We start from the raw sequence: 22,088 nt of genomic DNA, 5'->3' as shown, positions 1-22,088 counted from the left end.
AGCGATCAGATGGCGAACGCCAGAGCGACCGATGCGACCAGCGCGGCGGCAAAGACGAGGTTGATGAGCCTGTTGGTGCGCGGATCACGGAAGAAGCGCGTGAGCGCCGCGCCGGCGAGCAGCCACGCAACATTCACGGCGGCAATGACCAGCGTGAGTACGACCAGCTTCAGTGCCACGTCGGCGCCGAGCCGGTCGGGCAGCAGGGTGAAGCCGGAATAGAGCGCGGCCATCGCGACATAGCCCTTGGGATTGACCAGCGACAGCAGCAGGCCGGCGGCGAAGGTCGGCGCTTCCCGCCGCACGCCCTCTTCCGACAGAGGCGGCGCGGTCGCGATCCGCCACGCCAGCCACAGGAAGTAGAGTGCGGCCAGGATCGCCACGACGGGTGCCACGCCCGGCACGGCGAGCAGGAGACCCACCATCCCGCTCGCGACGATCGCCATCACGGCGACCATGCCCACGACGATGCCCGCGAGATAGGTCATGCCACCACGCGCACCAAATGCAGCCCCGGCGGCCGCAAGGCTGAGCGTCGCCGGACCGGGACTACCGGCCAGCGCGACCGCGGCGATCAGGAATCCGGGAAGTGCATCCATGCCCCGATATGACGGCGGGGCATGGGCTTCCGTCTTGAACGTTCGTGAGGCCTAAGCGGCCACCTTCGCCTTGAGCGCCTGGGCCACCTTGGAGGCGGGCTCGCGGCCCAAGGCGGTGCAGATTTCGCGGCCGGCCTTGGCAATGGCGTCGAGGTCGACGCCGTGGTCGATGCCGAGACCGTTCAGCAGGTAGATCACGTCCTCGGTGCCGACATTGCCCGAGGCGCCCTTGGCATAGGGGCAGCCCCCGAGCCCGGCGACGGCGGTGTCGAACACGGCGATGCCGCGCTCCATGACCGCCAGGATATTGGCCAGCGACTGGCCGTAAGTGTCGTGGAAGTGCGCGGCGATCTTGTCACGCGGCATTTTCTCGGCCACGACATCGATCATGGCGACGCAGTCGCTGGGCGTGCCGACGCCGATCGTGTCGCCGAGCGAGACCTCGTAGCAGCCCATGCGGAAGAGCCGCTCGGACACTTCGGCCACCTTGGCCGGCGCCACCTTGCCGTCATAGGGGCAGGCGATCACGGTCGAGACGTAGCCTCGGACCTTCATGCCGTGCTTCTGCGCCGCTTCCATCACCGGCGCGAAACGCTCGAAGCTCTCGTCGATCGAGCAGTTCGTATTCTTTCGGCAGAAAGCCTCCGACGCCGCGGTGAAGATCGCGATCTCGCCGACCCCGGCCTCGACCGCGCCGTTCATGCCCTGCTTGTTGGGCACCAGCACCGGATAGCTCACGCCTTGCTTGCGCTGGATGCGCGCCATCACCTGGTCGGTGTTGGCCATCTGCGGCACCCACTTGGGCGACACGAAGCTGCCGGCCTCGACGGCCGAGTGGCCGGCGGCCGACAGCGCGTCGATCAGGGCCACCTTGGCCTCGACCGACACCGGCTTCGCCTCGTTCTGCAACCCGTCGCGCGGGCCCACTTCCACGAGTCGCACGTGCTTGGGATGATTCATCGTTGTCTCCCGATCCTGGCGCCACATACTGCACCAGTGGGAGGGCCGCCAGACAGGATTTTCGCCCCTACGGCGTCTGCGAAATATGCGCGGTGCGATCGTGTCCGGGATGGCTGAACATGATCTCCAGCGTCCGCAGGTAGGTGTGCAGCCCGGCATCCTGGATCGGCAGGACATGGGCGTCCTCTCCCGATTCGTTGTGGTGGGAGTGCCAGTAGCCGGGCGGCGTGATGAAGCTGGCCCCGGGGACCCAGTCCTCGCGCCGACCGTTCTTGATCATCCCGGATTCGTCGAGTTCCGTGCCGATCATCGTGTAGCAGCCGGGCTTGCAGTCGATGACGAAATCGACCGCCACCGATTCATGGCGGTGCGGGTACTGGACCGCATCCTTCGGCAGCAGGCCGAACATCGTCCACATCGTGTGGGTGATGGTCCGCGTGCTGGGGAAATTGCGGTTGGCGAGCAGGACGCTGACGCGGTTGGCGTTCGCGGTTTTGGGATCGGTGGCGATCTCCGCCAGCTTCTGCTGCGCCTTGCTGTGTTGATAGAAGGTCGGCTTGAAACGCGCGACCGTCGGCGTCGCGCCGAGATAGCGCAGCAGCGGCGCGTCGTGCACCCAGTAGAGCCCGGCCTCGCCCTCCGAATGATGCAGGGCGTGGCCGTGCGCCGGCAGCACCATGTAGTCGCCTTCCGACCAGTGGATCGTCTCGCCGCACGCGTCCGTCCGCCCGTTGCCGCGGAACACGAAGAACACCTGGCTGGTCGCCTCGGCCGAGGTCATCACCGAGCCGCGGACGATACGGATGAAGTTGGCGCAGAGCGCCGGGCTGGTCGCGGGACCGACGATCCCCAACTCTTCGCTGACATCAAGCGGCTGCACACGGGTCGGCCCCTCGTCGAAGAAGGACGGCGAGAAGGTCCGGTACGGTACCGGCGGGATGATGCCCTGCTGGATCGGGTTTGCGGCCGAGCTGTAGTCGAAATACTGCGCGTCGCTCGTCAGCAGGTCGTAATTGGGGAAACTCTCGATACCAGCCACACAAATCTCCTCGTCCGGGATCACGGAGGACACTGTCCGCATAACGAGGGGAGTTTGTAGCTTCACTCGTTTCCAAGTCCACGACGGAAAAACCGGAGAACAAGCCGTTTCCGGCAGAAAAAAACGGCCTCTCTGCCGGGACTATAGAGCAATATTGTTGCGCGGACGGCGCCGGTCCCGGGGGTGCGACTCCCGCTTCGATTGTTTCGTTTATTTCGTTTGTTTCGATTATCCGCCGGGACTCCGGCGTTTTGGCGGCCTTCTAGACCACGGTCTCCTTGAGCTTTCCGGCTCGGCCGAGCACGAAGGCCACGGCGGCGAGCGCCAGCACGGTGAAGGCGATCAGCAGGGTCGCGACAGCCGTGATGGTCGGATTCACCTCGAGGACCAGCTCGTTGAACATCTTCTTCGGCACGGTCTCGTACTTTCCCGCGATGAACGAGGTGACGATGACCTCGTCGAAGCTGCCGATGAAGGCGAAGATCCAGGCCGCGAACACGCTGGGCGCCAGGTTGGGCAGCACCACCTTGCGCATCGTGTAGCCCCACGAGGCGCCGAGGCTCCAGGCGACCTGTTCGATCCGCTGGTCGAATTCGCGGATCGCGACGCCCAGCACCATCATCACCAGCGGCACGTTGAGCAGCGTGTGCGCGACCACGAGACCCACCAGCGAACCCAGCAGCCCGACCTTGGCCAGCCCGAGATAGAGGGCAATGGCCACGATGATCGTCGGCACGATCAGCGGCGCCATGAAGTTGCCCTCGGCCCAGTCGCGCCCCTTGAAGGTGCCGCGCCGCAGCCCGTAGGCCGCGAGGCCGCCGAGGATCAGCGCCGCCACCGAGGAGATCGCGGCCACGAAGGTCGAGGTCCACATCGCCTCCATCCAGCGCGGATCGCCGAAGAAGGTCTCGTACCAGCGCAGCGACAGGCTGGGCGGCGGAAAGGTGAGCGCCCGCGCCGAGGAGAAGGACATCGGGATCACGATGACCAGCGGCACGGTGAGGAAGACCAGGCCGAAGATGCCCATGGCCGCCAGCCCGCGCCGCGTCCAGACCGAGCCGCCGATCGCTTCGCGGTTCATGCCCCCTCCTTCATGCCGAGGCCTTGCGGTCGAGCCGGCGATAGGCCGCGAAGATCAGGAGGGTCACGATCAGCAGGATCGTCGAGATCGCCGAGGCCTGCTCCCAGCGCGGGATCTGGTTGATCAGCGTGTCGAGCAGGTTAGAGATCATCGGCACGCGGCCGCCCCCGAGGATGGCCGGCGTCACGTAGAAGCCGAGACAGAGAATGAAGACCAGCAGCGCCCCCGCGGCCAGCGCCGGCAGGGTGAGCGGAAAATAGACCTTCCAGAAGATGGTGCGCGGCGGGGCGCCGAGCGAGGCGGCGGCCTGCAGCAGCCGGTCGTCGATGCGGGTCATGGCGGCGAACAGCGGCAGCACGAGGAACGGCAGCAGCACGTTGGCCATGCCGATGGTCACCCCCAGCTCGTTGTAGAGGAAAGACACCGGCGCATCGGTGAGGCCGCTCCATTGCAGCGCGCGGTTCACGATGCCGCCATTGCCCAGCACGACGATCCACGCATAGGTGCGGACGAGGATCGAGACCCAGAAGGGCAGCACGACCATCGCCAGCGCGATCATGCGGCCCCGGCTGCTCAAACCCCGCATCCAGTGCGCCAGCGGATAGCCGATGAGGATGTTGGCCACGGTCGCGATCAACGCGATGCGCATCGTGTTGCCCAGCACGCGCAGATAGACCGGCGCTTCGAGCAGGCCTTCGTAGTGTTCGAGCGTGAAGCCCCGCCCCTTCTCCCAGAAGGCGAGGCCCAGCATGTAGACGATGGGCGCATTGAAGGCGACGACCATCAGCACCAGCAGCGGCGCGATGAATCCGAAACCTTCGAGGCGACTGGCTCTGTTCATGACATAAAGACTGTCATCCCGAGGCCCCTTCGGCGCAGCTCAGGGTAAACTCCGGCCGAGGGACCTTTACTGCTCAGCAAAGGTCCCTCGCTGCGCTTGGCATGACAGCGTGCGCTCCTTACAGGCTGAGCTTGAAGGCTTCCCACTTCTTGTTCACCGCCTCGCCGTTGGCCGCCCACCATTCGGCGTTCTGGAACCACTGAACGGCCTTGTTCTGCTTGCTGGACGGGAACTCGGACAGCTTGTCCTTCGGCAGCAGCGCATCGAGATCGGGGCTCGGGCCGGTGTAGGAGACCACCGTCGCCGCCTTGGCCTGGTTGGCGGGCAGCGACATCTCGTACATCAGCTTGTAGGCCGCGGCGCGATCCTCGGGCTTCGAACCCTTGACGATCGAGAAGTAGGACAGGTCGGCCATGCCACCGTCGAAGTTACAGCCGAAGGCGGGATCGCCCACGACGCGGCCCGACCAGCAGATCACGTACTGGACCTCGTTGTCCTTCATGAGCTGCGGCGGCTGCGCGCCCGCCTTCCACCAGACGGCGATGTCCTTCTTGATCTCGTTCAGCTTCTTGAAGCCGGTTTCGACATCGAGCGGGAACAGCTTGTCGGCCGGCACGCCCGTCGCCATGACGGCGAACGGCAGGCTGTAATGCGGGAAGTCCGGCAGGCAACGCTTGCCCGGAAAGGCCTTGGTGTCGAAGAACTCGGCCCAGTTCTTGGGCGCCTTGGCGCCGGCCCGCCAGGCCATGATGGTCGAGAAGTACTGGTAGCCGAAGCCGTATTCGTTCTTGGCTTCGGGAAACATCGGCGCCGGATTCACGGCGGCCCAGTCGATTGGCTCGATCAGCTTCAGGTTCTTGGCCTGCACCAGCGTGCCCGAGCCCAGTTCCATCAGCACCGTGCTGGTCTGGCCGCTTTCGACCAGCGCGCGCAGCTTGCCGAGCGAGTTCGGGCTCTCGCGAATGACCTTGATGCCGGTCTTCTTGGTGAAGGGCTCGATGTATCCCACCTCGATCGAATCGCCGGACTTGCCGCCCGACTCGATCATGCGGATTTCCTTGACCTGTGCCCGGGCGCTCCCCGCTCCCAGAAGGCTCACGGCCGGCAGGGCGGCGGCGGTACCGACGAACGTACGTCTCTTCATCTCGATCCCCTTTATGTTACCGGCCACACATCGGCCGACTCCCACGAAACGCTTATACGCTCTCCCGGCGCATGAGCCGTGCCCAGGAACGGCACGGCCGCGACCAGCGAGCGATTGTCGTCGAGAGCCAGGTGATAGCGCACCATCTGGCCCAGATAGATCGCCTCGACGACACGCGCCGTCTTGCCCTGCTCGCCCGCCGACAGACGCACACGCTCCGGCCGCACCACGCCCTGGCGGCCGTCGGGCAAGTCGACGAAGTTCGCGATGCCCAGAAACTCCGCCACGAAGCGGTTCGCCGGCCTGAGATAGGCCTCGGTCGGCGCCGCGACCTGCTGCGTGCGACCTTTGTCGAGCACCATGATCCGGTCGGAGAGCGACAGCGCCTCTTCCTGATCGTGCGTCACAAGGAGCGTCGTGACCCCCAGCGTGCGCTGGAGCTGCTTCAGTTCGACCTGCAGTTCCTCGCGCAGCTTGCGGTCGAGCGCGCCCAGGGGCTCGTCGAGCAGCAGGATGTCGGGCTTGAAGACCACGGCCCGCGCCAGCGCCACGCGCTGCTGCTGCCCACCCGAAAGCTGCGATGGACGGCGTGCCTCGAGACCGTCGAGCCGGACCAGCTTCAGCGCATCGCGCGCCAGCTTGTTCGCCTCGGCGCCGCCGATCTTGCGGACGCCCAACGGGAACAGGACGTTCTCGAGCACGCTCATGTGCGGGAACAGCGCATAGGACTGGAAGACCAGGCCGATATTGCGCTCCTGCGCCGTCGCGTTGGTGACATCGCGGCCGCCGATGAAGATGCGCCCCGAGGTCGGCCGGTTGAGCCCCGCGATCAGCGACAGGAGCGTCGTCTTGCCCGAGCCGCTCGGCCCCAGGATGGTGACGAACTCGCCCTGCGTCACCGAAAGGTCGACCGCGTCGGCCGCGGCGAACGTGCCGTAGCGCTTGGTCACCGCTTCGAGACGGATATCCGACATCTAGGCGCGTGCCAGTTTGGCCATGGCGCGATCGGCGGCGGCGAGCGTTTCCTCGATCACCGGCTTGTCGTGCGCCGTGGAGAGGAACCACTTTCCGGCCTGCTGGGCACGAACACCCTCTTCCTGCAGGGCCGCATGGAAGGCCAGCATGGCGTCGCGGTCGCAGGCCGCCGATTCACGATAGTTACGGGGCGCCGGAGCCGTGGTGAAGAAGGTCTGGAAGATCGCCGGCATGCCCTGAACCCGGATCGGCAGCTTGTGCCTGGCGGCCAGCGACGCGAGACCCTGCATCAGCTCGGTGCCGCGCGCTTCGAGATCGCGATAAACCGCGCCGCCGTCCGCTTCGAGGATATCCAGTGCCGCCAGAGACGCCGCCATGCTCTGGACGTTACCGTTATAGGTGCCGCCGTGCATTACGCCCTTGTCTGCCAGCGTATCCATGATGTCGCGCCGGCCGGCGACCATCGCGAGGGGGAAGCCTGCCGCCACCGCCTTTGCATAGATGCTGAGATCGGCCGTCACGCCGAACTTGGCCTGCGCGCCGCCCAGGCCGACACGGAAGCCGGTGATGACCTCGTCGCAGATAAACAGGGCGCCATGCTTGTCGCAGAGTGCACGGACGCCTTCGAGATAGCCGGGCGCCGGCGGGATCGCCCCGCCGTTCACCATGATCGGTTCCATGATAACCGCGGCGATCTCGCCGCGATGGCGCTCCAGCGTCTGCTCCAGCAGGTCGAGATCGTTCCAGGTGCAGACGGCGACGTCGCCCAGGACGCTGGCCGGCATGCCCGGCGAACCGGCGACGGGGACCGGCGCGTCGGCAGGTCCCGCCTCGTTCAGCGGCGGCCGCGCGCTGATATAGGCCTGGTCGCTCCAGCCGTGATAGTGGCCCTCGAATTTCAGGATCTTGTCGCGGCCGGTGAAGGCGCGGGCCAGACGGAAGGCCATCAGCACCGCTTCCGTTCCCGACGTCGTGAAGCGCACGACCTCGGCGCTCGGCAGCAGGCCGCACAGCCGCTCCGCCAGCTCGGTCTCGCGCGGGTTCTGCGCAGCAAAGAGCTGGCCCTCGCCCAGGGAGGCCGCGACGGCTTCCACCACCTTCTTCGGCGCGTGGCCGAGGATGGCCGGTCCGTTGCCCAGCACGTAGTCGATGTGCACGTTGCCATCGACATCATAGAGGCGCGCGCCCTCGCCGCGTGCAAAGAACAGGGGCACGGGAACGCTGGCGTAGCGCACGTTGCTGCTGACGCCACCGGCCAGGTGCTTTCGGGTCTTGTCGTAGAGTGCGATCGATTTCGCGTAGGAGCGCATGTCCTTCACCCAGCAAGATTGATGCCCGCGGCGCGGCGACCGCAGAAAATTGTGATCACGAATCGAGCCGAGCCTAGCCGCCGCTTCTCACCCCAGCAATGCATTTTTGTGATCACAAATCTCGCCGGCCTGCGCTAAGCTTCACCGCCGATGCCCCGCAGTGCGCCCCCTCCGGATGCCGCCGACACCTCGCTCCGCCAGCAGGTGTACCTCTCGCTGCGTGAGGCCCTGACCATGGGCCGATTCGCGCCGGGCCAGAAGGTCACCTTCCGCTACGTCGCGGGCGTCCTCGGTGTCAGCCTGACGCCGGTACGTGAGGCGCTGCGCCGCCTCGTCGCCGAGGGCGCGTTCGAGATGAACCCCAACCGGTCGGTGCGCGTGCCGCTGATGACCCGCGACAAGGTCCTCGAACTGCGCGACATCCGCATGGAGCTGGAAGGTCTCGCGACCGCCAAGGCGGCCCTCGCCGCAACGCGCCCTCAGATTGCCGGGATCCGCCGCGCCGCCCGCGAGATCATCGCGGCCCGCAGCCGCGGAGACAACGCCACCGATCGCCAGAAGGTGCGCGAGTTCCATTTCGCCGTCTATGCCGCGGCGGCGCAGCCGACCTTGCTGCGCCTGATCGAAGGCCTGTGGCTGCAGACCGGTCCCTACATGAACCTCCTCTATCCCGACTTCATCTCCTCAGCCCGCGGACCGGCCGGGCGCGAGCGCCTCATCGAGGCCCTGCAGGCCGGCGATTCGGCAGCCGCCCGGCGCGAGATGGAAAACGACATTCGCCGCGCCCTTTCCTATGTCGCCGGCCTCGCCGACGAGAATGGCAACATCGCGCCGGCCATCCCGGCGACCGCCGGGAAGCGACGCCGTCCGTCGGCCAGCGCCGCCGTCTTCGAACTTCAAGTCAACTGATCAGGAGGACACATCAATGGCCCAGCAGCTCAGCAATCAACGCATCGCCTGGTTCAACGGCAAGTTCGTGCCGGAGAACGAAGTCATGATCCCGTTCCGCGACCGCAGCTGGAAGTATGGCGACGGCGCCTTCGACATGACCCGCACCTTCAACGGCGTGCCGTTCCGTCTGAAGGAGCATATCGACCGCTTCTACCGCTCGCTGCGCTACCTGCAGATCGATCCCGGCCTGTCGCCGAAGGAGATGATCGCGCACAGCGAGGAGGTCGTCGCCCGCAATGAGCATCTGCGCGCCGCTGTCGGCGACTGGTGGCTGGGCCAGCGGGTGAGCCGCGGCGTCGACGCCGTGGGCGACGAAGGTTGGGAAAATGTCGGCCCGCAGGTCGTGATCGAGATGACGCCGCTGCCGCTCTCCAAGCGCGGCAAGCTCTATCGCGAGGGCGCCGAGGCGATGACCACGACGGCGCGCCGCATCGCCCCGTCGATGCTCTCGCCCCGCGCCAAGACGCACAACTATCTCAACATGATCATGGCCGAGAAGCCGATCAAGGCTCTCAATCCGGACGCCTGGCCGATCCTGCTCGACGAAAACGGCAACCTCGCCGAGGGCCTGGGCAGCAACATCTTCATCGTGCGCGAGGGCCAGCTCTTCACGCCGTCGGAGCGCTATGTGCTGCCGGGCGTCAGCCGCCAGATGACCATGGACATGGCCAAGCAGATCGGCGTCGAGTGCACGCCGGGCGACATCGACCTGTTCGACGCCGCCAATGCCGAGGAAATGTTCCTGACCTCGACCAGCCTCTGCATCCTGCCGGTGAAGAGCTTCAATGGCGCACCGGTCGGCGACGGCAAGGCGCCGGGCCCGATCACGAAGAAGCTGATCGACGCCTACTCCAAGAGCGTCGGCTGCGATTTCGTGGCCCAGTACCTCAAGTTCTCGAAGTAAGGAACGGCTCTCGGCGCCGTACACCGAGAGGGGGAGACTTCCCCCTCTGCCGGGCGTAGACTCTTTCCTTGTGGTGGATCGCGCTCTGTCGTGATCACGACGGACCGCGACCTTCGGACTTTCGTTCGCAAGGAGGCAGTCATGGCGACCCAGAACCACGTACGCAATCCCCTCGAATGGGGATGGGACCATCTCAAGCAGACAAGCCAGGCCGTCGGGTCGACGGCCGACTCGATGGACGGAGCCTGGGAGGACCGCGCGATCGCGCCGCCCACGGTCCGTCGCATCACCGCCGCCGATGTCGGCGACGCGCTCGCCAAGGGGGTCCGTGATTTCGGCGCCGCCCGCACCGACGTCGTGATGCTCTGCCTGCTCTATCCCCTCGCGGGCCTCGCGATCTCGCGTATGGCCTTCGACTACGGCATGCTGGCGCTGGTCTTCCCGCTGATCGCCGGCTTTGCCCTGATCGCGCCGCTGTTCGGGCTCGGACTCTACGAGATCAGCCGCCGGCGAGAGCGCGGCCTGGAAACGCGCTGGACCGATGCTTTCGCCGTCGCGCGCTCGCCCAATATCGGCTCGATCATGGTCATGGGCCTGCTGCTGCTGGCGATCTTCTGCCTGTGGCTGTTCGCGGCGAACCTGCTCTACACCGTCACCCTCGGGCCTGACGCGCCCGTCTCGGCCCAGGCCTTCGTGCGCGATGCGCTGACCACGCCGCAGGGCCTGACGATGACGATCGTCGGCATCGGCGTGGGCTTCCTGTTCGCGCTGGTCGTCCTGGTGATCGGCGTCGTGTCGCTTCCGATGCTGCTCGATCGCCCTGTCGGCGTCGGCACCGCCGTCGCGACTTCGGTGCGCGCGGTGCGGATGAACCCCGGGCCGATGGCGATGTGGGGCGTTATCGTGGCGGCGAGCCTGGCGATCGGCGCGCTGCCTCTCCTGATCGGACTCGCCATCGTGCTGCCGGTACTGGGCCACGCGACGTGGCACCTCTATAGAAAGGTCGTCGTGAACCAAGAAGACTGAGGGGGAGAATGCTCCACTGGACGGTGAAACAGCCGGCCGACGGCATGGTCGTCGCGCCGGACGAGCGGCTGCCGTGGCCGCAGACCGTGGCGCTGGGCATCCAGCATGTGGTGGCGATGTTCGGCGCCACCGTACTGGGCCCCCTGCTGATGGGCTTCGATCCCAACGTCGCCATCCTGATGAGCGGCGTCGGCACGTTGATCTTCTTCGTGGCCGTGGGCGGCAGGGTCCCGAGCTATGTCGGTTCCTCCTTCGCCTTCATCTCCGTCGTGGTGGCAGCGACCGGCTATGCCGGCCAGGGCGCCAACGCCAACATCGCGCTGGCGCTCGGCGGCATCGTGATCTGCGGCGCCCTCTATGCGCTGATCGGCCTGGTCGTGATGGCGAGCGGCACCGGCTGGATCGAACGGCTGATGCCGCCGGTCGTGACCGGCGCCGTGGTCGCCGTGATCGGCCTCAACCTCGCCGCCGTGCCGATCAAGAACATGGCCCCGACCTCGTTCGACGCCTGGATGCAGGCCGTGACCTTCCTGAGCATCGCCCTGGTCGCGGTCTTCACGCGCGGCATGACCCGGCGACTGCTGGTGCTGGTCGGCCTCGTCGTGGCGACCCTCGTCTATTGCCTGCTGGCCAACGGGCTGGGCTGGGGCAAGCCGGTGAGCGGCGCCTTGCTGGAGCAAGCCGCCTGGTTCGGGATGCCGGCCTTTACCGCGCCGGTCTTCGACACCAGGGCGATCGTGCTGATCGCACCCGTCGCGCTGATCCTGGTCGCCGAGAATCTCGGCCATCTGCGCGCCGTCAGCGCCATGACGGGCCGCAACATGGATCCCTATGTCGGCCGCGCCTTCCTGGGCGATGGCGTGGCGACGATGGTGGCGGGCAGCGTCGGCGGCACCGGCGTCACCACCTATGCCGAGAATATCGGCGTGATGGCCGCGACGCGCATCTACTCGACCGCCCTGTTCGTGGTCGCCGGCCTGTTCGCGATCCTGCTGGGCTTTTCCCCGAAGTTCGGCGCGCTGATCCACACCATTCCGCTGCCGGTGATGGGGGGCGTCAGCATCGTCGTGTTCGGCCTGATCGCCGTCGCCGGCGCCAAGATCTGGGTCGACAACAAGGTCGACTTCACCCAGAGCCGCAACCTCATGGTGGCCGCCATCACGCTCGTGCTGGGCACCGGCGACTTCACCCTGAAGTTCGGCGAATTCGCCCTGGGCGGCATCGGGACGGCGACCTTCGGGGCGATCCTGCTGAACGCCGTGCTGGGAGCCGCACGACGCTAGAGTCTTTCCGACGTGGATTGAACCGCCCAAATTCGGGATCACCCGCTTCCCCATTCAAATGGGGAAGTGCCCCGTCATACGGGGCGATGGGGTCATGCTCGTCGCTACAGCACATCTTGACCCCTCCGTCGTCGTGAGACGACGACACCTCCCCATCTGAATGAGGAGGAAGGTCGAGTAGATCGCGCACGACCGATAGCCCCCTCGCCCTATGTCAGGAGGCGATATCCGAACGTGTGGCATTGGTCGAAGCCGCATTGGAGAACGACCGCCCCGAAGTTGAGGGCGCAGATCACCACGACGTAGAACTCCAGAAGGCGCGCCGCCCGGGCAAGCGGTGGCCGTCCGGCTGGCGGCAGAAGGCGCGGCGCTCCGAAGAGGGTGAGCCGAAGAGCCAGGGCGAGCAGCAGACACACGCCGACCACGACCGACCAGACCGGCATGTGAAGGCCGAAGACCGCGGTGCCGATATAGGCGTGACCGGGGCGCGGCACGATATCGATCAAAGTCTGCCGTGCGGCGATGACGAGGAGCAGCAGAGCAAAGAGCAGCGCGATGCCGCCGCCCCGCTCCGTTTCACGGGCGCGAAGTTGATGAAGCAACCCGAAGCAGCAGCCGAACATTGCCACTCGCTGGAGCAGGCACAGTGGGCACGGGATTTCCCCGAAGGCAAACTGCATCACCATCGCGGCGGTGAGAACCGCCGACAGAATAATCGTCAGGAGAAGCAGGACGAGCCGATCCAGCATGATCAGGGTGGAAGGCTCGATGCGCAGCCCGCGCATTCAGGTGCTTCCCGAAGTGACGGCGTGCCTCAGCTCGACCTGCAGCCAGGGCATGCGGAAGCCATAGTCGGGGCTGTAGATCTCCCAGAGGAAGAGGCCGATGGCCATGATGGAGGACAGGAAGAGACAGACCATCGCCGATCGCGGCAGATTCAAAAGACGGAGCACGAACGCCGCCAACAGCACGGCGAAAGCGATCGTCATCATTGGAAAGACCGCCCCGTCGAGCGCGATCTCATCGCACGCTCATTCGAACTCGACCAGTTCAGCACCCTCCGGCACCTGCTCGCCCACCGCGTAGCGCAGGCTCTTTACCGTCCCGTCGGCCGGTGCGGCGAGCGTGTGCTCCATCTTCATGGCTTCGAGGACCAGCAGCGCCTGGCCCTTGCTCACCGTGTCGCCGGCCTTGACCCGCAGGTCGATGATCTTGCCCGGCAGCGGCGCGCGGACCACGGCATCGGCCGAGGCCGTCGCCTCGTACTGCGTGACGTCGAGCGGATCGACGAGCCGCAGGCGGAGGCTGCCGCCGTCCATGAACAGCGTGTAGTCGATGCCGCCGTCGAGGGCGGTGCGCCGCACGACCGTGGCCTGGAACGTGTCCTCGCCCAATCCGATCGACAGGGTTCCGTCGTCGCGCCGCTCCACCCGCGCCTCACACGTGCCCTCGGGGAGTTCCAGCCGCACGCCGCCGCTGCGCAGGCGCCGCGCGATCACGACGACCTCGCGCTCGCCGTCCTTCCAGCGCACTTCCTCATGGCCCTCGTCGAGCAGACGGAAGCCGTTCTGCTGGTTCCACGGCGACCACGGATCGCCCGCCGCCGGCTGGGCCGCGTCCTGCCATTCGAGCAGGCGCGCCAGGGTGGCCACGGCGAAGGCACGGTCGCCAGCGGGCGCCGGCTTCGCGAACAGGGTCGCACGATGGCGCTCGATGAAGCCGGTATCGACCTCGCCGCCCACGAAGGCAGGATGCGAGCACAGCGCCTTCAGCAGCACCGAGTTGGTCGTGACGCCCACTACCTCGGTCTCGTCCATCAGCGCCGCCATGCGCCGCAGGGCCGACGTGCGATCGCGGTCGTGCACGATCACCTTGGCGATCATGGGATCGTAGAACGGCGTCACCGTATCGCCCTGGCGCACGCCGGTATCGACGCGGACATGCGCGCCCTCTTCCGGCAGCTTCAGGTGCACCAGCGTACCCGTCGAGGGCAGGAAGTTCCGCGCCGGGTCCTCGGCATAGAGGCGAACCTCGACGGCATGCCCGTCGATGCGCAGTTCGTCCTGCGTCAGCGGCATCTTTTCACCGGCGGCCACGATGAGCTGCCATTCGACCAGATCCTGGCCGGTAATGGCCTCGGTGACGGGATGCTCGACCTGCAGGCGGGTGTTCATCTCCATGAAGAAGAAGGTGCCGTCCTGGTCGGCGATGAATTCGACCGTGCCGGCGCCCTGGTAGCCGATGGCCCGCGCCGCCGCGACGGCCGCCTCGCCCATCTGCTTGCGCCGCGCCGGATCCATATTGGGCGCCGGCGCCTCCTCGATCACCTTCTGGTGGCGGCGCTGGATCGAGCAGTCGCGCTCGAACAGATAGAGGCAGTTCCCCTGCCCGTCGGCGAAGACCTGGATCTCGATGTGCCGCGGCCGCGTCAGGTACTTCTCGACCAGCACATGGTCGTCGGCAAAGGAGGCCTTGGCCTCGCGCTTGGCGCCCGCCAGCGCGTCGGCGAATTTCTCCGCGCTCTCGACCACGCGCATGCCCTTGCCGCCGCCGCCGGCCGAGGCCTTGATCAGCACCGGGAAGCCGATTTTCGCGGCCTCAGCGGCCAGCAGCTCCGGCGACTGGTCGTCGCCGTGATAGCCCGGCACCAGCGGCACCCTGGCCTTCTCCATGATCTTCTTGGCTTCGCTCTTGGAGCCCATGGCCCGGATCGAAGCCGCCGGCGGTCCGATGAACACGATTCCGGCCGCGGCGCAGGCATCGGCAAAGCCGGCATTCTCCGACAGGAACCCGTAGCCCGGATGGATCGCCTGCGCCCCGGTCCGCTTGGCCGCGTCGATGATCCGGTCCGCCACGAGGTAGCTCTCGCGCGCCGCCGAGGGGCCGATATGGACGGCCTCGTCGGCCATCGCGACGTGGCGCGCGGTGCGGTCGGCGTCGGAATAGACCGCCACCGTCTTGATGCCCAATCGCCTCGCCGTCTTGATGACCCGGCAGGCGATCTCGCCACGATTGGCGATCAGGATCTTGGAGAACATCAGACGGCCCACTTCGGTTTGCGCTTGTTCAGGAACGCGCTCATGCCCTCGATCGCGTCGTCGGTGGTGCACTGGACGGCGACGTGCTCGCCGATCAGGTCGGCGACCGCGCGATCGTGCGGCATGGCATCGATCTCGGTGATCAGCTTCTTGACCAGGGTCTGGACGGAGGGCGCGCCGCGGCGCAGCTCGTCGGCGAGGGCCGCAATCGTGGCGTCGAGCGCCTCCTCCTCGACCACCTGGTCGACCAGGCCGATGCGCAGCGCTGTGGCGGAGTCGAACATGCCGCCGTGCATCAGGAGCTGCCGCGCCATGCGCGGGCCGACCGCCTGGATCAGCACCGGGATCGCGATGCCCGCGAGCAGCCCGTTGCGCGCCGAGGTGAGGCCGAAGCGTGCCGAGGAAACGGCGACCGCGAAGTCGCAGGCCAGCATCAGGCCAACGCCGCCGCCCACCGCCGCGCCCTGGACGCGCGCGATCGAGGGTTTGGGGAAATCGTAGACCGCCTGGACCGCCGCCATCATCGAATCGGCGCCGACCTTGCGGGTGATGGCGTCGAGCTCGGGCCAGCTCAGCACCCAGTTGAAGTCACCGCCGGCACAGAAAACCGGGCCTCCGGCCGCCACCACGAGCAGGCGCACCGCATCGTCGGCGGCAAAACCCTCCACCGCGTCGATGATGGCGCGCGCCGTGTCGCCGTCGAAGGAATTCATCGCCTTGGGCCGGTTGAGCGTCAGCGTGGCCACGCCGCCCTCGATCTTCGTCAGGATCGTGTCGGTCATGTCCGGATCACATCCGGAAGACGCCGAACTTCGTCGGTCCGATCGGCTGGTTCATCGAGGCCGACAGGGCGAGGCCCAGGGTCATGCGCGTGTCGATGGGATCGAGGATGCCGTCGTCCCACAGCCGCGCCGTCGCGTAATATGGATGGCCTTCGCGCTCATAGGCCTCGCGGATCGGCTGCTTGAACTTCTCTTCCTCGTCCTTGGGCCAGGTGCCGCCCTTGGCCTCGATATTGTCGCGCCGCACGGTGGCCAGCACGCTCGCCGCCTGCTCGCCGCCCATCACGGAGATGCGCGCCGACGGCCACATCCACAGGAAGCGCGGGCTGTAGGCGCGGCCGCACATGCCGTAGTTGCCGGCGCCGTAGCTGCCGCCGACGATCACGGTGAACTTCGGCACGTTCACCGTCGAGACGGCGGTCACCATCTTGGCGCCGTCGCGCGCGATGCCGCCCGCCTCGTACTTCTTGCCGACCATGAAGCCGGTGATGTTCTGCAGGAACAGCAGCGGAATGCCGCGCTGGCCGCACAGTTCGATGAAGTGCGCCGCCTTCAGCGCCGATTCGTTGAACAGGACTCCGTTGTTGGCGACGACGCCGACCGGATAGCCCCAGATGCGCGCGAAGCCGGTGACGATGGTCGTGCCGTAGAGGTGCTTGAACTCGTCGAGCTCGCTGCCGTCGACCAGGCGCGCGATGATCTCGCGGATGTCGTAGGGCGTGCGGGTGTCCATCGGCACCACGCCGTACAGTTCCTCGGCGGCGTAGTTCGGATCGCGCGGCGGCAGCAGCGAGGCCGACGGCGACTTCTTCCAGTTGAGATTGGCCACGATGCGGCGCGCGATGCCCAGCGCATGGCTGTCGTTCTGGGCATAGTGGTCGGCAACGCCGGAGGTGCGGGCGTGCACGTCGGCGCCGCCCAGATCCTCGGCGCTCACCACCTCGCCGATCGCGGCCTTCACCAGCGGCGGGCCAGCGAGGAAGATCGTGCCCTGCTTGCGGACGATCACCGTCTCGTCGCTCATCGCCGGCACGTAGGCGCCGCCCGCCGTGCACGAGCCCATCACCACCGCGACCTGCGGGATGCCCTGGGCCGACATGTTGGCCTGATTGTAGAAGATGCGGCCGAAATGGTGCTTGTCGGGGAACACCTCGGGCCATTGCGGCAGGTTGGCGCCGCCGGAATCCACGAGATAGACGCAGGGAAGTCGGTTCTCCATCGCCACTTCCTGGGCGCGGAGATGCTTCTTCACCGTCATCGGATAGTAGGTGCCGCCCTTCACGGTGGCGTCGTTGCAGACGATCACGCACTCGACGCCGCTCACGCGGCCGATGCCGGTGATCACGCCCGAGCCCGGCGCCTCGTTGTCGTACATGTCGAGCGCGGCCAGCGGCGACAGTTCGAGGAAGGGCGAGCCTGGATCGAGCAGCGCCCTTACCCGCTCGCGCGGCAGCAGCTTGCCACGGGAGACATGGCGCTTGCGCGAGTCCTCGCCGCCGCCGAGGCGGACCGTGTCGGTGCGGCGACGCAAATCCTCGACCTGCGCCCGCATCGACTCGGCGTTGCGCTTGAAGGTGTCGGAACGGGTGTCGATCTCGGAGGAAAGTACGGTCATGTCAGGGCAAACTGCCCGGACACGTGACCGTGTGCAAGCCGGTGGTTACGGCAGGCGAGAGAGCATCCGCCAGTGCGCGCCCTGCGCCATGAAGGCCCGCTGGTTGGCGAGTGCGGCTGCGAAGTCGGCATCGCGCTCGGCCAGGTCCTTGACCACGATGTCGCTGTTCTTGCGGAAGGCGGCCAGCACGTCGGGCGACCATTCGCGCACCACGACCCCCGACGCCTTCAGCTTCTCCAGCGCCACGCCCTGCACATTGGGCGAACGGCTCAGCATCCAGGCGATGTTGGCCTGGCAGGCCGTCTGGATCTGGGCGCGCAGCGAGGCCGGCAGGGCCGCCCACTTGTCCTTGCGCATCAGGAAGTCGAGCACGGCCGAGGGCTGCTGCCAGCCCGGCAGGTAGTAAGGGAGGCCGAGCTTGTCGAAGCCCAGGGCCGCATCCATGGCCGGCGTCGACATCTCGCCGCCGTCCACGTTGCCCTGCTGCAGCTTGTAGAAGAACTCGCCCGGCGGCAGCGGCACGGCAACCGCGCCCAGCCGCGCGATCACCTCGGCCGCCAGCTTGCCGTAGCGCAGCCGCAAGCCCTTGAAGTCGGCCACGGTGTTGACCTCGCCGCGGAACCAGCCGCCGCCCTTGGGGCCCTGGATGCCGCAGGGGATGCCGGCCACGCCCAGCTTGTCGTAAGCGTCGCGGTGAATGCGGGACCCGTCGCCCTCGAGCATCCAGGACGCCATGTCCTCGGGCCCCAGACCAAACGGCACGGTGGCGAAGATGTTGAAAACCGGCGCCTTGCTGGCGGCATAGCCCGACCAAGTGAAGGCAGCTTCGAGATCGCCCGCGATGATCGCATCCAGCATGTCGGCCGTCGGCGCCACGCGGCCCGGCTCCAGGATCTTGATGGCGAAAGCACCCGCCGTCATGTGCTTCACGGACCGGGTGAAGACGCGCACGCCGTCCCCCGACCCCGGCAGGGCGGGATTGAAGGCCGTCTGCATCTGGATCATGCGAGTGGTCGACGGCGCGGCCACGTTCTTGGGCACCGCCTTGGTGTCCTGCGCAACAGCAGCGCCCGTCACCGACAGCAGGGCTGCGGCAAGTGCAATCAGTTTCATAAAGTTACGGCGCACGACCGACCATCCGTCGCCCGGCTCCCCCAAATTCCCCAAAAACCGCTTTCGCGGCCTCACACCTCATGATGCTCGCACGCGGCGTGATCGGGAACAAGCGAAAGGCGAGACTACAAGGCTGCCAGGCCACGGCCGATCAGGATGCGCTGTACGTCGCTGGTGCCCTCGTAGATCTGGCAGACGCGGACGTCTCTCCAGATCTTCTCCACCAGGTAATCGGAAACGTATCCGTAACCGCCATGGATCTGAATTGCGGCCGAGCACACTTCCTCAGCCATTTCCGAAGCATATAGCTTCGCCATTGCGGCCTCGGTGAGGCATGGACGGCCGGCGTCGCGCAACGTTGCCGCATGCAGCACCATCTGCCGGGCGACCGTGACCTTGGTGGCCATGTCGGCGAGCCGGAACAGGACCGCCTGGTGGTTCGCGATCTTGGTGCCGAACGCCTCCCGCTCCTGGGCGTAGCTGCGCGCCGCCTCGAAGGCCGCCCGCGCCATGCCCACCGACTGGGCAGCAATGCCGATGCGTCCGACCGAGAGATTGGCCAGCGCCACGCGATAGCCCTCGCCCTCCCCGCCCAGCATCGCGTCGGCCCCGACGGTGCAGTCCTCGAAGGCGATCTGGCAGGTGTCGGAGGATTTCTGGCCGAGCTTCTTCTCGACCGAGGCGACGCGATAGCCCGGCGTGTCGGTCGGCACGATGAAGCAGGAAATGCCGCGCTTGGGCGACGACGGATCGGTGACCGCGAAGACCAGCGCCATGTCGGCGCTGCGGCCCGAGGTGATGAACTGCTTCACGCCGTTCAGCACCCAGCCATTGCCGCGCTTCTCGGCGCGCGTCTTGAGGTTCGAGGCGTCGGAGCCCGCGTGCGGCTCGGTCAGGCAGAAGGCGCCCAGCATCTCGCCGCGCGCGAGCGGCTTCAGCCACTTCTCCTTCTGCTCGTCCGAGCCATAGGCCAGCAGTGCGGCGCAGTCGGGCGAATTGTTGACGCTCATCACCGTCGACAGGCCGCCATCGGCCGCCGCGATCTCCTCCAGCGCCAGCACGTAGGACACCATGTCGGCGCCGGCGCCGCCCCACTCGGGCGGTACCGTCATGCCCATGAAGCCGAGGCGTCCCATCTCGGCCAGCAGCGACCGGGGAATCTCGCCGGCGGCTTCCCAGGCCCGCACATGCGGCAGCACCTGCTCCTGCGCGAAGGCGCGGGCGGTGTCGCGGATGAGCGTCTGTTCTTCGCTGAGCAGCATGGCTACCAGGGCAGCTCGGCGCCGTCGTAGTTCAGGAAGCGGCCATTGTCGGAGGGCTTAAGCCCGTCGATCACCTTCACCATCGACGGCACGCTCTGCGCGATGGTGAGCGTCGCCGCCTGGCCGCCCATGTCGGTCTGCACCCAGCCGGGATGCAGCACGACGCAGATCAGGCCCTTGGAGGCCGTGTCCTTCGACAGGCTCTTCCATTCCATGTTGAGCGCCGTCTTGCTGGCGCGATAGGCGTACCGGGCGCCGTCATTGTGCGTGATGCTGCCCAGACGGCTGGAGATCGCGATCAGCTTGCGATCCTTCGAGGCGGCCACTTGCTCGACGAAGGCCTCGGCCATCATCAGCGGCGCCAGTGCGTTCACTTCGAACGTGTCCCGCCAGACCTTGGGATCGATGGTGCCGAGATCGGCGGCCTCGCGACCCGACACGCCGGCATTGCAGACCAGCACGTCGATCGCCTCGCCCTTCAGCTCTGCCGCCAGCGCCTTCACGGCCGCGTAGTCGGTGACTTCGAGCTTGTGGAGATGGATGTCGCCCGCGACCTCCTTCAGCGACTCGGGCGAGCGCGCGCAGGCGTGAACCTTCCAGCTCTTGGCGGCGTACTGCTTGACGAATTCGAGGCCGAGGCCGCGCGCGGCACCGGTGATCAGGACTGTGCTCATCGCGTACTCCTTTGGCTGAACGACCGGCGCCTCAGCGGCGGGTCGACATCATCCGGGCGCGCTGGCGCTGCCAGTCGCGATCCTTGATGGATTGACGCTTGTCGTGCGCCTGCTTGCCGGTGGCCAGCGCGATCTCGATCTTGGCGCGACCGCGCGGATTGAAATAGACCTGCAGCGGCACGACCGTGCGCCCCTCGCGCTGGATGGCGCCGATCAGCTTGTTGATCTGGCCCCGATGCAGCAGCAGCTTGCGCGCCCGGCGCGGCTCGTGGTTGTTGCGATTGCCCGAGGCGTAGATCGGGATGTTGGCATTGACCAGCCACGCCTCGCCGCCCTCCTCCGTGACATAGGATTCGGCAATCGTGCTGCGCCCGCCGCGCAGCGACTTGACCTCGGTGCCGGTCAGCGCAAGCCCGGCCTCGAAAGTCTCCTCGATGAAGTAGTTATGCCGCGCCTTGCGGTTCTGGGCCACAACGGTGCGGTCCAGTTCCGGTTTAGGGGCCACAGGACACTCGTGAGTTGGAAGAACCCGGTTTCTAGTTGATCAGGCCGGCTTGGACCATGGCCTCGTGCACCGCCTTCTTGCTGCTCTCGGCGATCGGCACCATCGGCAGGCGCATCTCGGCGCTGCACTGGCCGATCAGCTCGGCGGCGTACTTCACCGGGCCGGGGCTGGTCTCGCAGAACATCGCCTTGTGCAGCGGCATCAGCCGGTCCTGCAGCTCGAACGCCTTGTCGAGGTCGCGCTTCTTCCACGCATCGTGCATGTCGCCGCACAGGCGCGGCGCCACGTTGGCGGTTACCGAGATGCAGCCGTCGCCGCCCTGCGCCAGGAAGCCGAGTGCGCTCGCATCCTCGCCGGAGAGCTGGACGAAGCCCTTCTTCGCCTTGAGGCGGGTCAGGGTCGGGCGCGCCATGTCGTAGCTCGCGTCCTTGATGCCGACGATGTTCCTGACCTGGGACAGCCGGATCACCGTCTCGACCTGCATGTCGCCGCCCGTACGCGGCGGCACGTTGTAGAGCAGGATGGGGATGTCGACGGCTTCGGCCACCGCCTTGAAATGCTGGAACAGGCCTTCCTGGGTCGGCTTGTTATAGTAGGGCACGACCAGCATGGCGGCGTCCGCGCCGGCATTCTTGGCGTGCTGCGTCAGCTCGATCGCCTCGGCGGTTGAGTTCGAGCCCGTACCGGCGATCACCGGCACGCCCGAGCCCTTGGCCGCGCTGATGCAGATGTCGATGACGCGCTTGTGCTCTTCCATCGAGAGGGTCGGCGATTCGCCGGTGGTGCCGCACGGGACCAGACCGTCGGTGCCTTCCTTGATCTGCCAGGCCACGAACTTCTCGAATCCCTTCTCGTCCACCGATCCGTTCTTGAACGGCGTAATCAGCGCAACGAGCGATCCGGTGAACATGGTCTTCCTCCGATTTTCCCTTGAAGAACCACTCTAGGCTCCGGGGTTTGGCGCTGCAAGTTGGGCAACTTGCCAT

22 protein-coding genes are annotated in these 22,088 nt (G+C 66.7%); 4 read left to right on the top strand and 18 right to left on the bottom strand.

Features of this window, described 5'->3' with window-relative positions; all coding sequences use genetic code 11:
- Positions 1-5 precede the first annotated feature (5 nt).
- The 8 genes from ACQY78_RS26355 to ACQY78_RS26320 all read right to left on the bottom strand — a co-directional run bounded on the left by ACQY78_RS26355 (position 6) and on the right by ACQY78_RS26320 (position 7,949).
- Complete coding sequence (locus tag ACQY78_RS26355; protein ID WP_428680877.1) at positions 6-599, bottom strand: LysE family translocator; 594 nt, start codon at positions 597-599, stop codon at positions 6-8.
- Between the two features lie 51 nt (positions 600-650).
- Positions 651-1,559: a hydroxymethylglutaryl-CoA lyase gene (locus ACQY78_RS26350; protein WP_428680875.1), complete on the bottom strand. Its 909-nt coding sequence runs from the start codon at positions 1,557-1,559 to the stop codon at positions 651-653.
- Positions 1,560-1,626: 67 nt separating this feature from the next.
- Positions 1,627-2,598 carry a hypothetical protein gene (locus ACQY78_RS26345; RefSeq protein WP_428680873.1) on the bottom strand — a complete coding sequence of 324 codons (972 nt, stop codon included), beginning with the start codon at positions 2,596-2,598 and terminating at the stop codon, positions 1,627-1,629.
- A gap of 262 nt (positions 2,599-2,860) precedes the next feature.
- The gene (locus ACQY78_RS26340) at positions 2,861-3,679 is read right to left on the bottom strand and encodes an ABC transporter permease (RefSeq protein ID WP_428680871.1); all 819 of its coding nucleotides are present in this window, start codon (positions 3,677-3,679) and stop codon (positions 2,861-2,863) included.
- 10 nt (positions 3,680-3,689) lie between these two features.
- A complete protein-coding gene (locus ACQY78_RS26335; RefSeq protein WP_428680869.1) occupies positions 3,690-4,520 on the bottom strand; it encodes an ABC transporter permease in 831 nt (276 codons plus the stop codon).
- Positions 4,521-4,638: 118 nt separating this feature from the next.
- Positions 4,639-5,664: an extracellular solute-binding protein gene (locus ACQY78_RS26330; RefSeq protein WP_428680867.1), complete on the bottom strand. Its 1,026-nt coding sequence runs from the start codon at positions 5,662-5,664 to the stop codon at positions 4,639-4,641.
- Between the two features lie 11 nt (positions 5,665-5,675).
- On the bottom strand, positions 5,676-6,638 hold the full coding sequence (locus ACQY78_RS26325; RefSeq protein WP_428680865.1) for an ABC transporter ATP-binding protein: 963 nt from the start codon (positions 6,636-6,638) through the stop codon (positions 5,676-5,678).
- On the bottom strand, positions 6,639-7,949 hold the full coding sequence (locus tag ACQY78_RS26320; RefSeq protein WP_428680863.1) for an aspartate aminotransferase family protein: 1,311 nt from the start codon (positions 7,947-7,949) through the stop codon (positions 6,639-6,641).
- Between the two features lie 150 nt (positions 7,950-8,099).
- On the opposite strand from ACQY78_RS26320, the gene ACQY78_RS26315 reads away from it, so the two are divergent.
- From ACQY78_RS26315 to ACQY78_RS26300, 4 genes are all read left to right on the top strand, one after another.
- Entirely contained in the window at positions 8,100-8,858 is a 759-nt protein-coding gene (locus tag ACQY78_RS26315) for a GntR family transcriptional regulator (RefSeq protein WP_428680861.1), read from the top strand.
- A gap of 16 nt (positions 8,859-8,874) precedes the next feature.
- On the top strand, positions 8,875-9,804 hold the full coding sequence (locus tag ACQY78_RS26310; RefSeq protein WP_428680859.1) for an aminotransferase class IV: 930 nt from the start codon (positions 8,875-8,877) through the stop codon (positions 9,802-9,804).
- Between the two features lie 141 nt (positions 9,805-9,945).
- Positions 9,946-10,830: a DUF2189 domain-containing protein gene (locus ACQY78_RS26305; RefSeq protein ID WP_428680857.1), complete on the top strand. Its 885-nt coding sequence runs from the start codon at positions 9,946-9,948 to the stop codon at positions 10,828-10,830.
- Positions 10,831-10,838: 8 nt separating this feature from the next.
- Positions 10,839-12,113: a solute carrier family 23 protein gene (locus ACQY78_RS26300; protein ID WP_428680855.1), complete on the top strand. Its 1,275-nt coding sequence runs from the start codon at positions 10,839-10,841 to the stop codon at positions 12,111-12,113.
- Positions 12,114-12,322: 209 nt separating this feature from the next.
- Here ACQY78_RS26300 and ACQY78_RS26295 read toward each other — a convergent pair whose 3' ends face one another.
- From ACQY78_RS26295 to dapA, 10 genes are all read right to left on the bottom strand, one after another.
- A complete protein-coding gene (locus tag ACQY78_RS26295; protein ID WP_428686509.1) occupies positions 12,323-12,862 on the bottom strand; it encodes a disulfide bond formation protein B in 540 nt (179 codons plus the stop codon).
- Positions 12,863-12,898: 36 nt separating this feature from the next.
- Positions 12,899-13,105, bottom strand: coding sequence for a hypothetical protein (locus tag ACQY78_RS26290; RefSeq protein WP_428680853.1), 207 nt, complete (start codon positions 13,103-13,105; stop codon positions 12,899-12,901).
- Positions 13,106-13,144: 39 nt separating this feature from the next.
- Complete coding sequence (locus ACQY78_RS26285) at positions 13,145-15,151, bottom strand: acetyl/propionyl/methylcrotonyl-CoA carboxylase subunit alpha (RefSeq protein ID WP_428680851.1); 2,007 nt, start codon at positions 15,149-15,151, stop codon at positions 13,145-13,147.
- Positions 15,151-15,933: an enoyl-CoA hydratase/isomerase family protein gene (locus tag ACQY78_RS26280; protein WP_428680849.1), complete on the bottom strand. Its 783-nt coding sequence runs from the start codon at positions 15,931-15,933 to the stop codon at positions 15,151-15,153. Before ACQY78_RS26280 ends, ACQY78_RS26285 begins: the two co-directional genes overlap by 1 nt.
- Positions 15,934-15,940: 7 nt before the next feature.
- Entirely contained in the window at positions 15,941-17,548 is a 1,608-nt protein-coding gene (locus ACQY78_RS26275; RefSeq protein ID WP_428680846.1) for a carboxyl transferase domain-containing protein, read from the bottom strand.
- Between the two features lie 45 nt (positions 17,549-17,593).
- Positions 17,594-18,676, bottom strand: coding sequence for a TRAP transporter substrate-binding protein (locus tag ACQY78_RS26270; protein ID WP_428680843.1), 1,083 nt, complete (start codon positions 18,674-18,676; stop codon positions 17,594-17,596).
- Positions 18,677-18,786: 110 nt separating this feature from the next.
- Positions 18,787-19,923, bottom strand: coding sequence for an acyl-CoA dehydrogenase family protein (locus ACQY78_RS26265; RefSeq protein WP_428680840.1), 1,137 nt, complete (start codon positions 19,921-19,923; stop codon positions 18,787-18,789).
- A gap of 2 nt (positions 19,924-19,925) precedes the next feature.
- Positions 19,926-20,597: an SDR family oxidoreductase gene (locus ACQY78_RS26260; RefSeq protein ID WP_428680837.1), complete on the bottom strand. Its 672-nt coding sequence runs from the start codon at positions 20,595-20,597 to the stop codon at positions 19,926-19,928.
- 31 nt (positions 20,598-20,628) lie between these two features.
- The gene (gene smpB, locus ACQY78_RS26255) at positions 20,629-21,102 is read right to left on the bottom strand and encodes an SsrA-binding protein SmpB (RefSeq protein ID WP_428680834.1); all 474 of its coding nucleotides are present in this window, start codon (positions 21,100-21,102) and stop codon (positions 20,629-20,631) included.
- A 31-nt stretch (positions 21,103-21,133) separates the two neighbouring features.
- On the bottom strand, positions 21,134-22,012 hold the full coding sequence (gene dapA / locus ACQY78_RS26250; RefSeq protein ID WP_428680831.1) for a 4-hydroxy-tetrahydrodipicolinate synthase: 879 nt from the start codon (positions 22,010-22,012) through the stop codon (positions 21,134-21,136).
- Positions 22,013-22,088 lie beyond the last annotated feature (76 nt).

Source organism: Reyranella sp. (genome assembly GCF_965279625.1).
GTDB lineage: Bacteria > Pseudomonadota > Alphaproteobacteria > Reyranellales > Reyranellaceae > Reyranella.
Note: the sequence above shows the minus strand (reverse complement) of the source record. Positions and strands in the feature narration are given on the sequence as shown.

Excerpts from the sequence above, each read along its gene's own strand:
- ACQY78_RS26315 (WP_428680861.1), top strand. The coding sequence starts at position 8,100 with ATGCCCCGCAGTGCGCCCCCTCCGGATGCCGCCGACACCTCGCTCCGC.
- ACQY78_RS26310 (WP_428680859.1), top strand. The coding sequence starts at position 8,875 with ATGGCCCAGCAGCTCAGCAATCAACGCATCGCCTGGTTCAACGGCAAG.
- ACQY78_RS26330 (WP_428680867.1), bottom strand. The coding sequence starts at position 5,664 with ATGAAGAGACGTACGTTCGTCGGTACCGCCGCCGCCCTGCCGGCCGTG.
- ACQY78_RS26285 (WP_428680851.1), bottom strand. The coding sequence starts at position 15,151 with ATGTTCTCCAAGATCCTGATCGCCAATCGTGGCGAGATCGCCTGCCGG.
- ACQY78_RS26355 (WP_428680877.1), bottom strand. The coding sequence starts at position 599 with ATGGATGCACTTCCCGGATTCCTGATCGCCGCGGTCGCGCTGGCCGGT.
- ACQY78_RS26305 (WP_428680857.1), top strand. The coding sequence starts at position 9,946 with ATGGCGACCCAGAACCACGTACGCAATCCCCTCGAATGGGGATGGGAC.
- ACQY78_RS26340 (WP_428680871.1), bottom strand. The coding sequence starts at position 3,679 with ATGAACCGCGAAGCGATCGGCGGCTCGGTCTGGACGCGGCGCGGGCTG.
- ACQY78_RS26335 (WP_428680869.1), bottom strand. The coding sequence starts at position 4,520 with ATGAACAGAGCCAGTCGCCTCGAAGGTTTCGGATTCATCGCGCCGCTG.
- ACQY78_RS26275 (WP_428680846.1), bottom strand. The coding sequence starts at position 17,548 with ATGACCGTACTTTCCTCCGAGATCGACACCCGTTCCGACACCTTCAAG.
- ACQY78_RS26265 (WP_428680840.1), bottom strand. The coding sequence starts at position 19,923 with ATGCTGCTCAGCGAAGAACAGACGCTCATCCGCGACACCGCCCGCGCC.
- ACQY78_RS26350 (WP_428680875.1), bottom strand. The coding sequence starts at position 1,559 with ATGAATCATCCCAAGCACGTGCGACTCGTGGAAGTGGGCCCGCGCGAC.
- ACQY78_RS26280 (WP_428680849.1), bottom strand. The coding sequence starts at position 15,933 with ATGACCGACACGATCCTGACGAAGATCGAGGGCGGCGTGGCCACGCTG.
- ACQY78_RS26295 (WP_428686509.1), bottom strand. The coding sequence starts at position 12,862 with ATGCTGGATCGGCTCGTCCTGCTTCTCCTGACGATTATTCTGTCGGCG.
- ACQY78_RS26320 (WP_428680863.1), bottom strand. The coding sequence starts at position 7,949 with ATGCGCTCCTACGCGAAATCGATCGCACTCTACGACAAGACCCGAAAG.
- ACQY78_RS26290 (WP_428680853.1), bottom strand. The coding sequence starts at position 13,105 with ATGATGACGATCGCTTTCGCCGTGCTGTTGGCGGCGTTCGTGCTCCGT.
- ACQY78_RS26325 (WP_428680865.1), bottom strand. The coding sequence starts at position 6,638 with ATGTCGGATATCCGTCTCGAAGCGGTGACCAAGCGCTACGGCACGTTC.
- ACQY78_RS26260 (WP_428680837.1), bottom strand. The coding sequence starts at position 20,597 with ATGAGCACAGTCCTGATCACCGGTGCCGCGCGCGGCCTCGGCCTCGAA.
- dapA (WP_428680831.1), bottom strand. The coding sequence starts at position 22,012 with ATGTTCACCGGATCGCTCGTTGCGCTGATTACGCCGTTCAAGAACGGA.
- ACQY78_RS26300 (WP_428680855.1), top strand. The coding sequence starts at position 10,839 with ATGCTCCACTGGACGGTGAAACAGCCGGCCGACGGCATGGTCGTCGCG.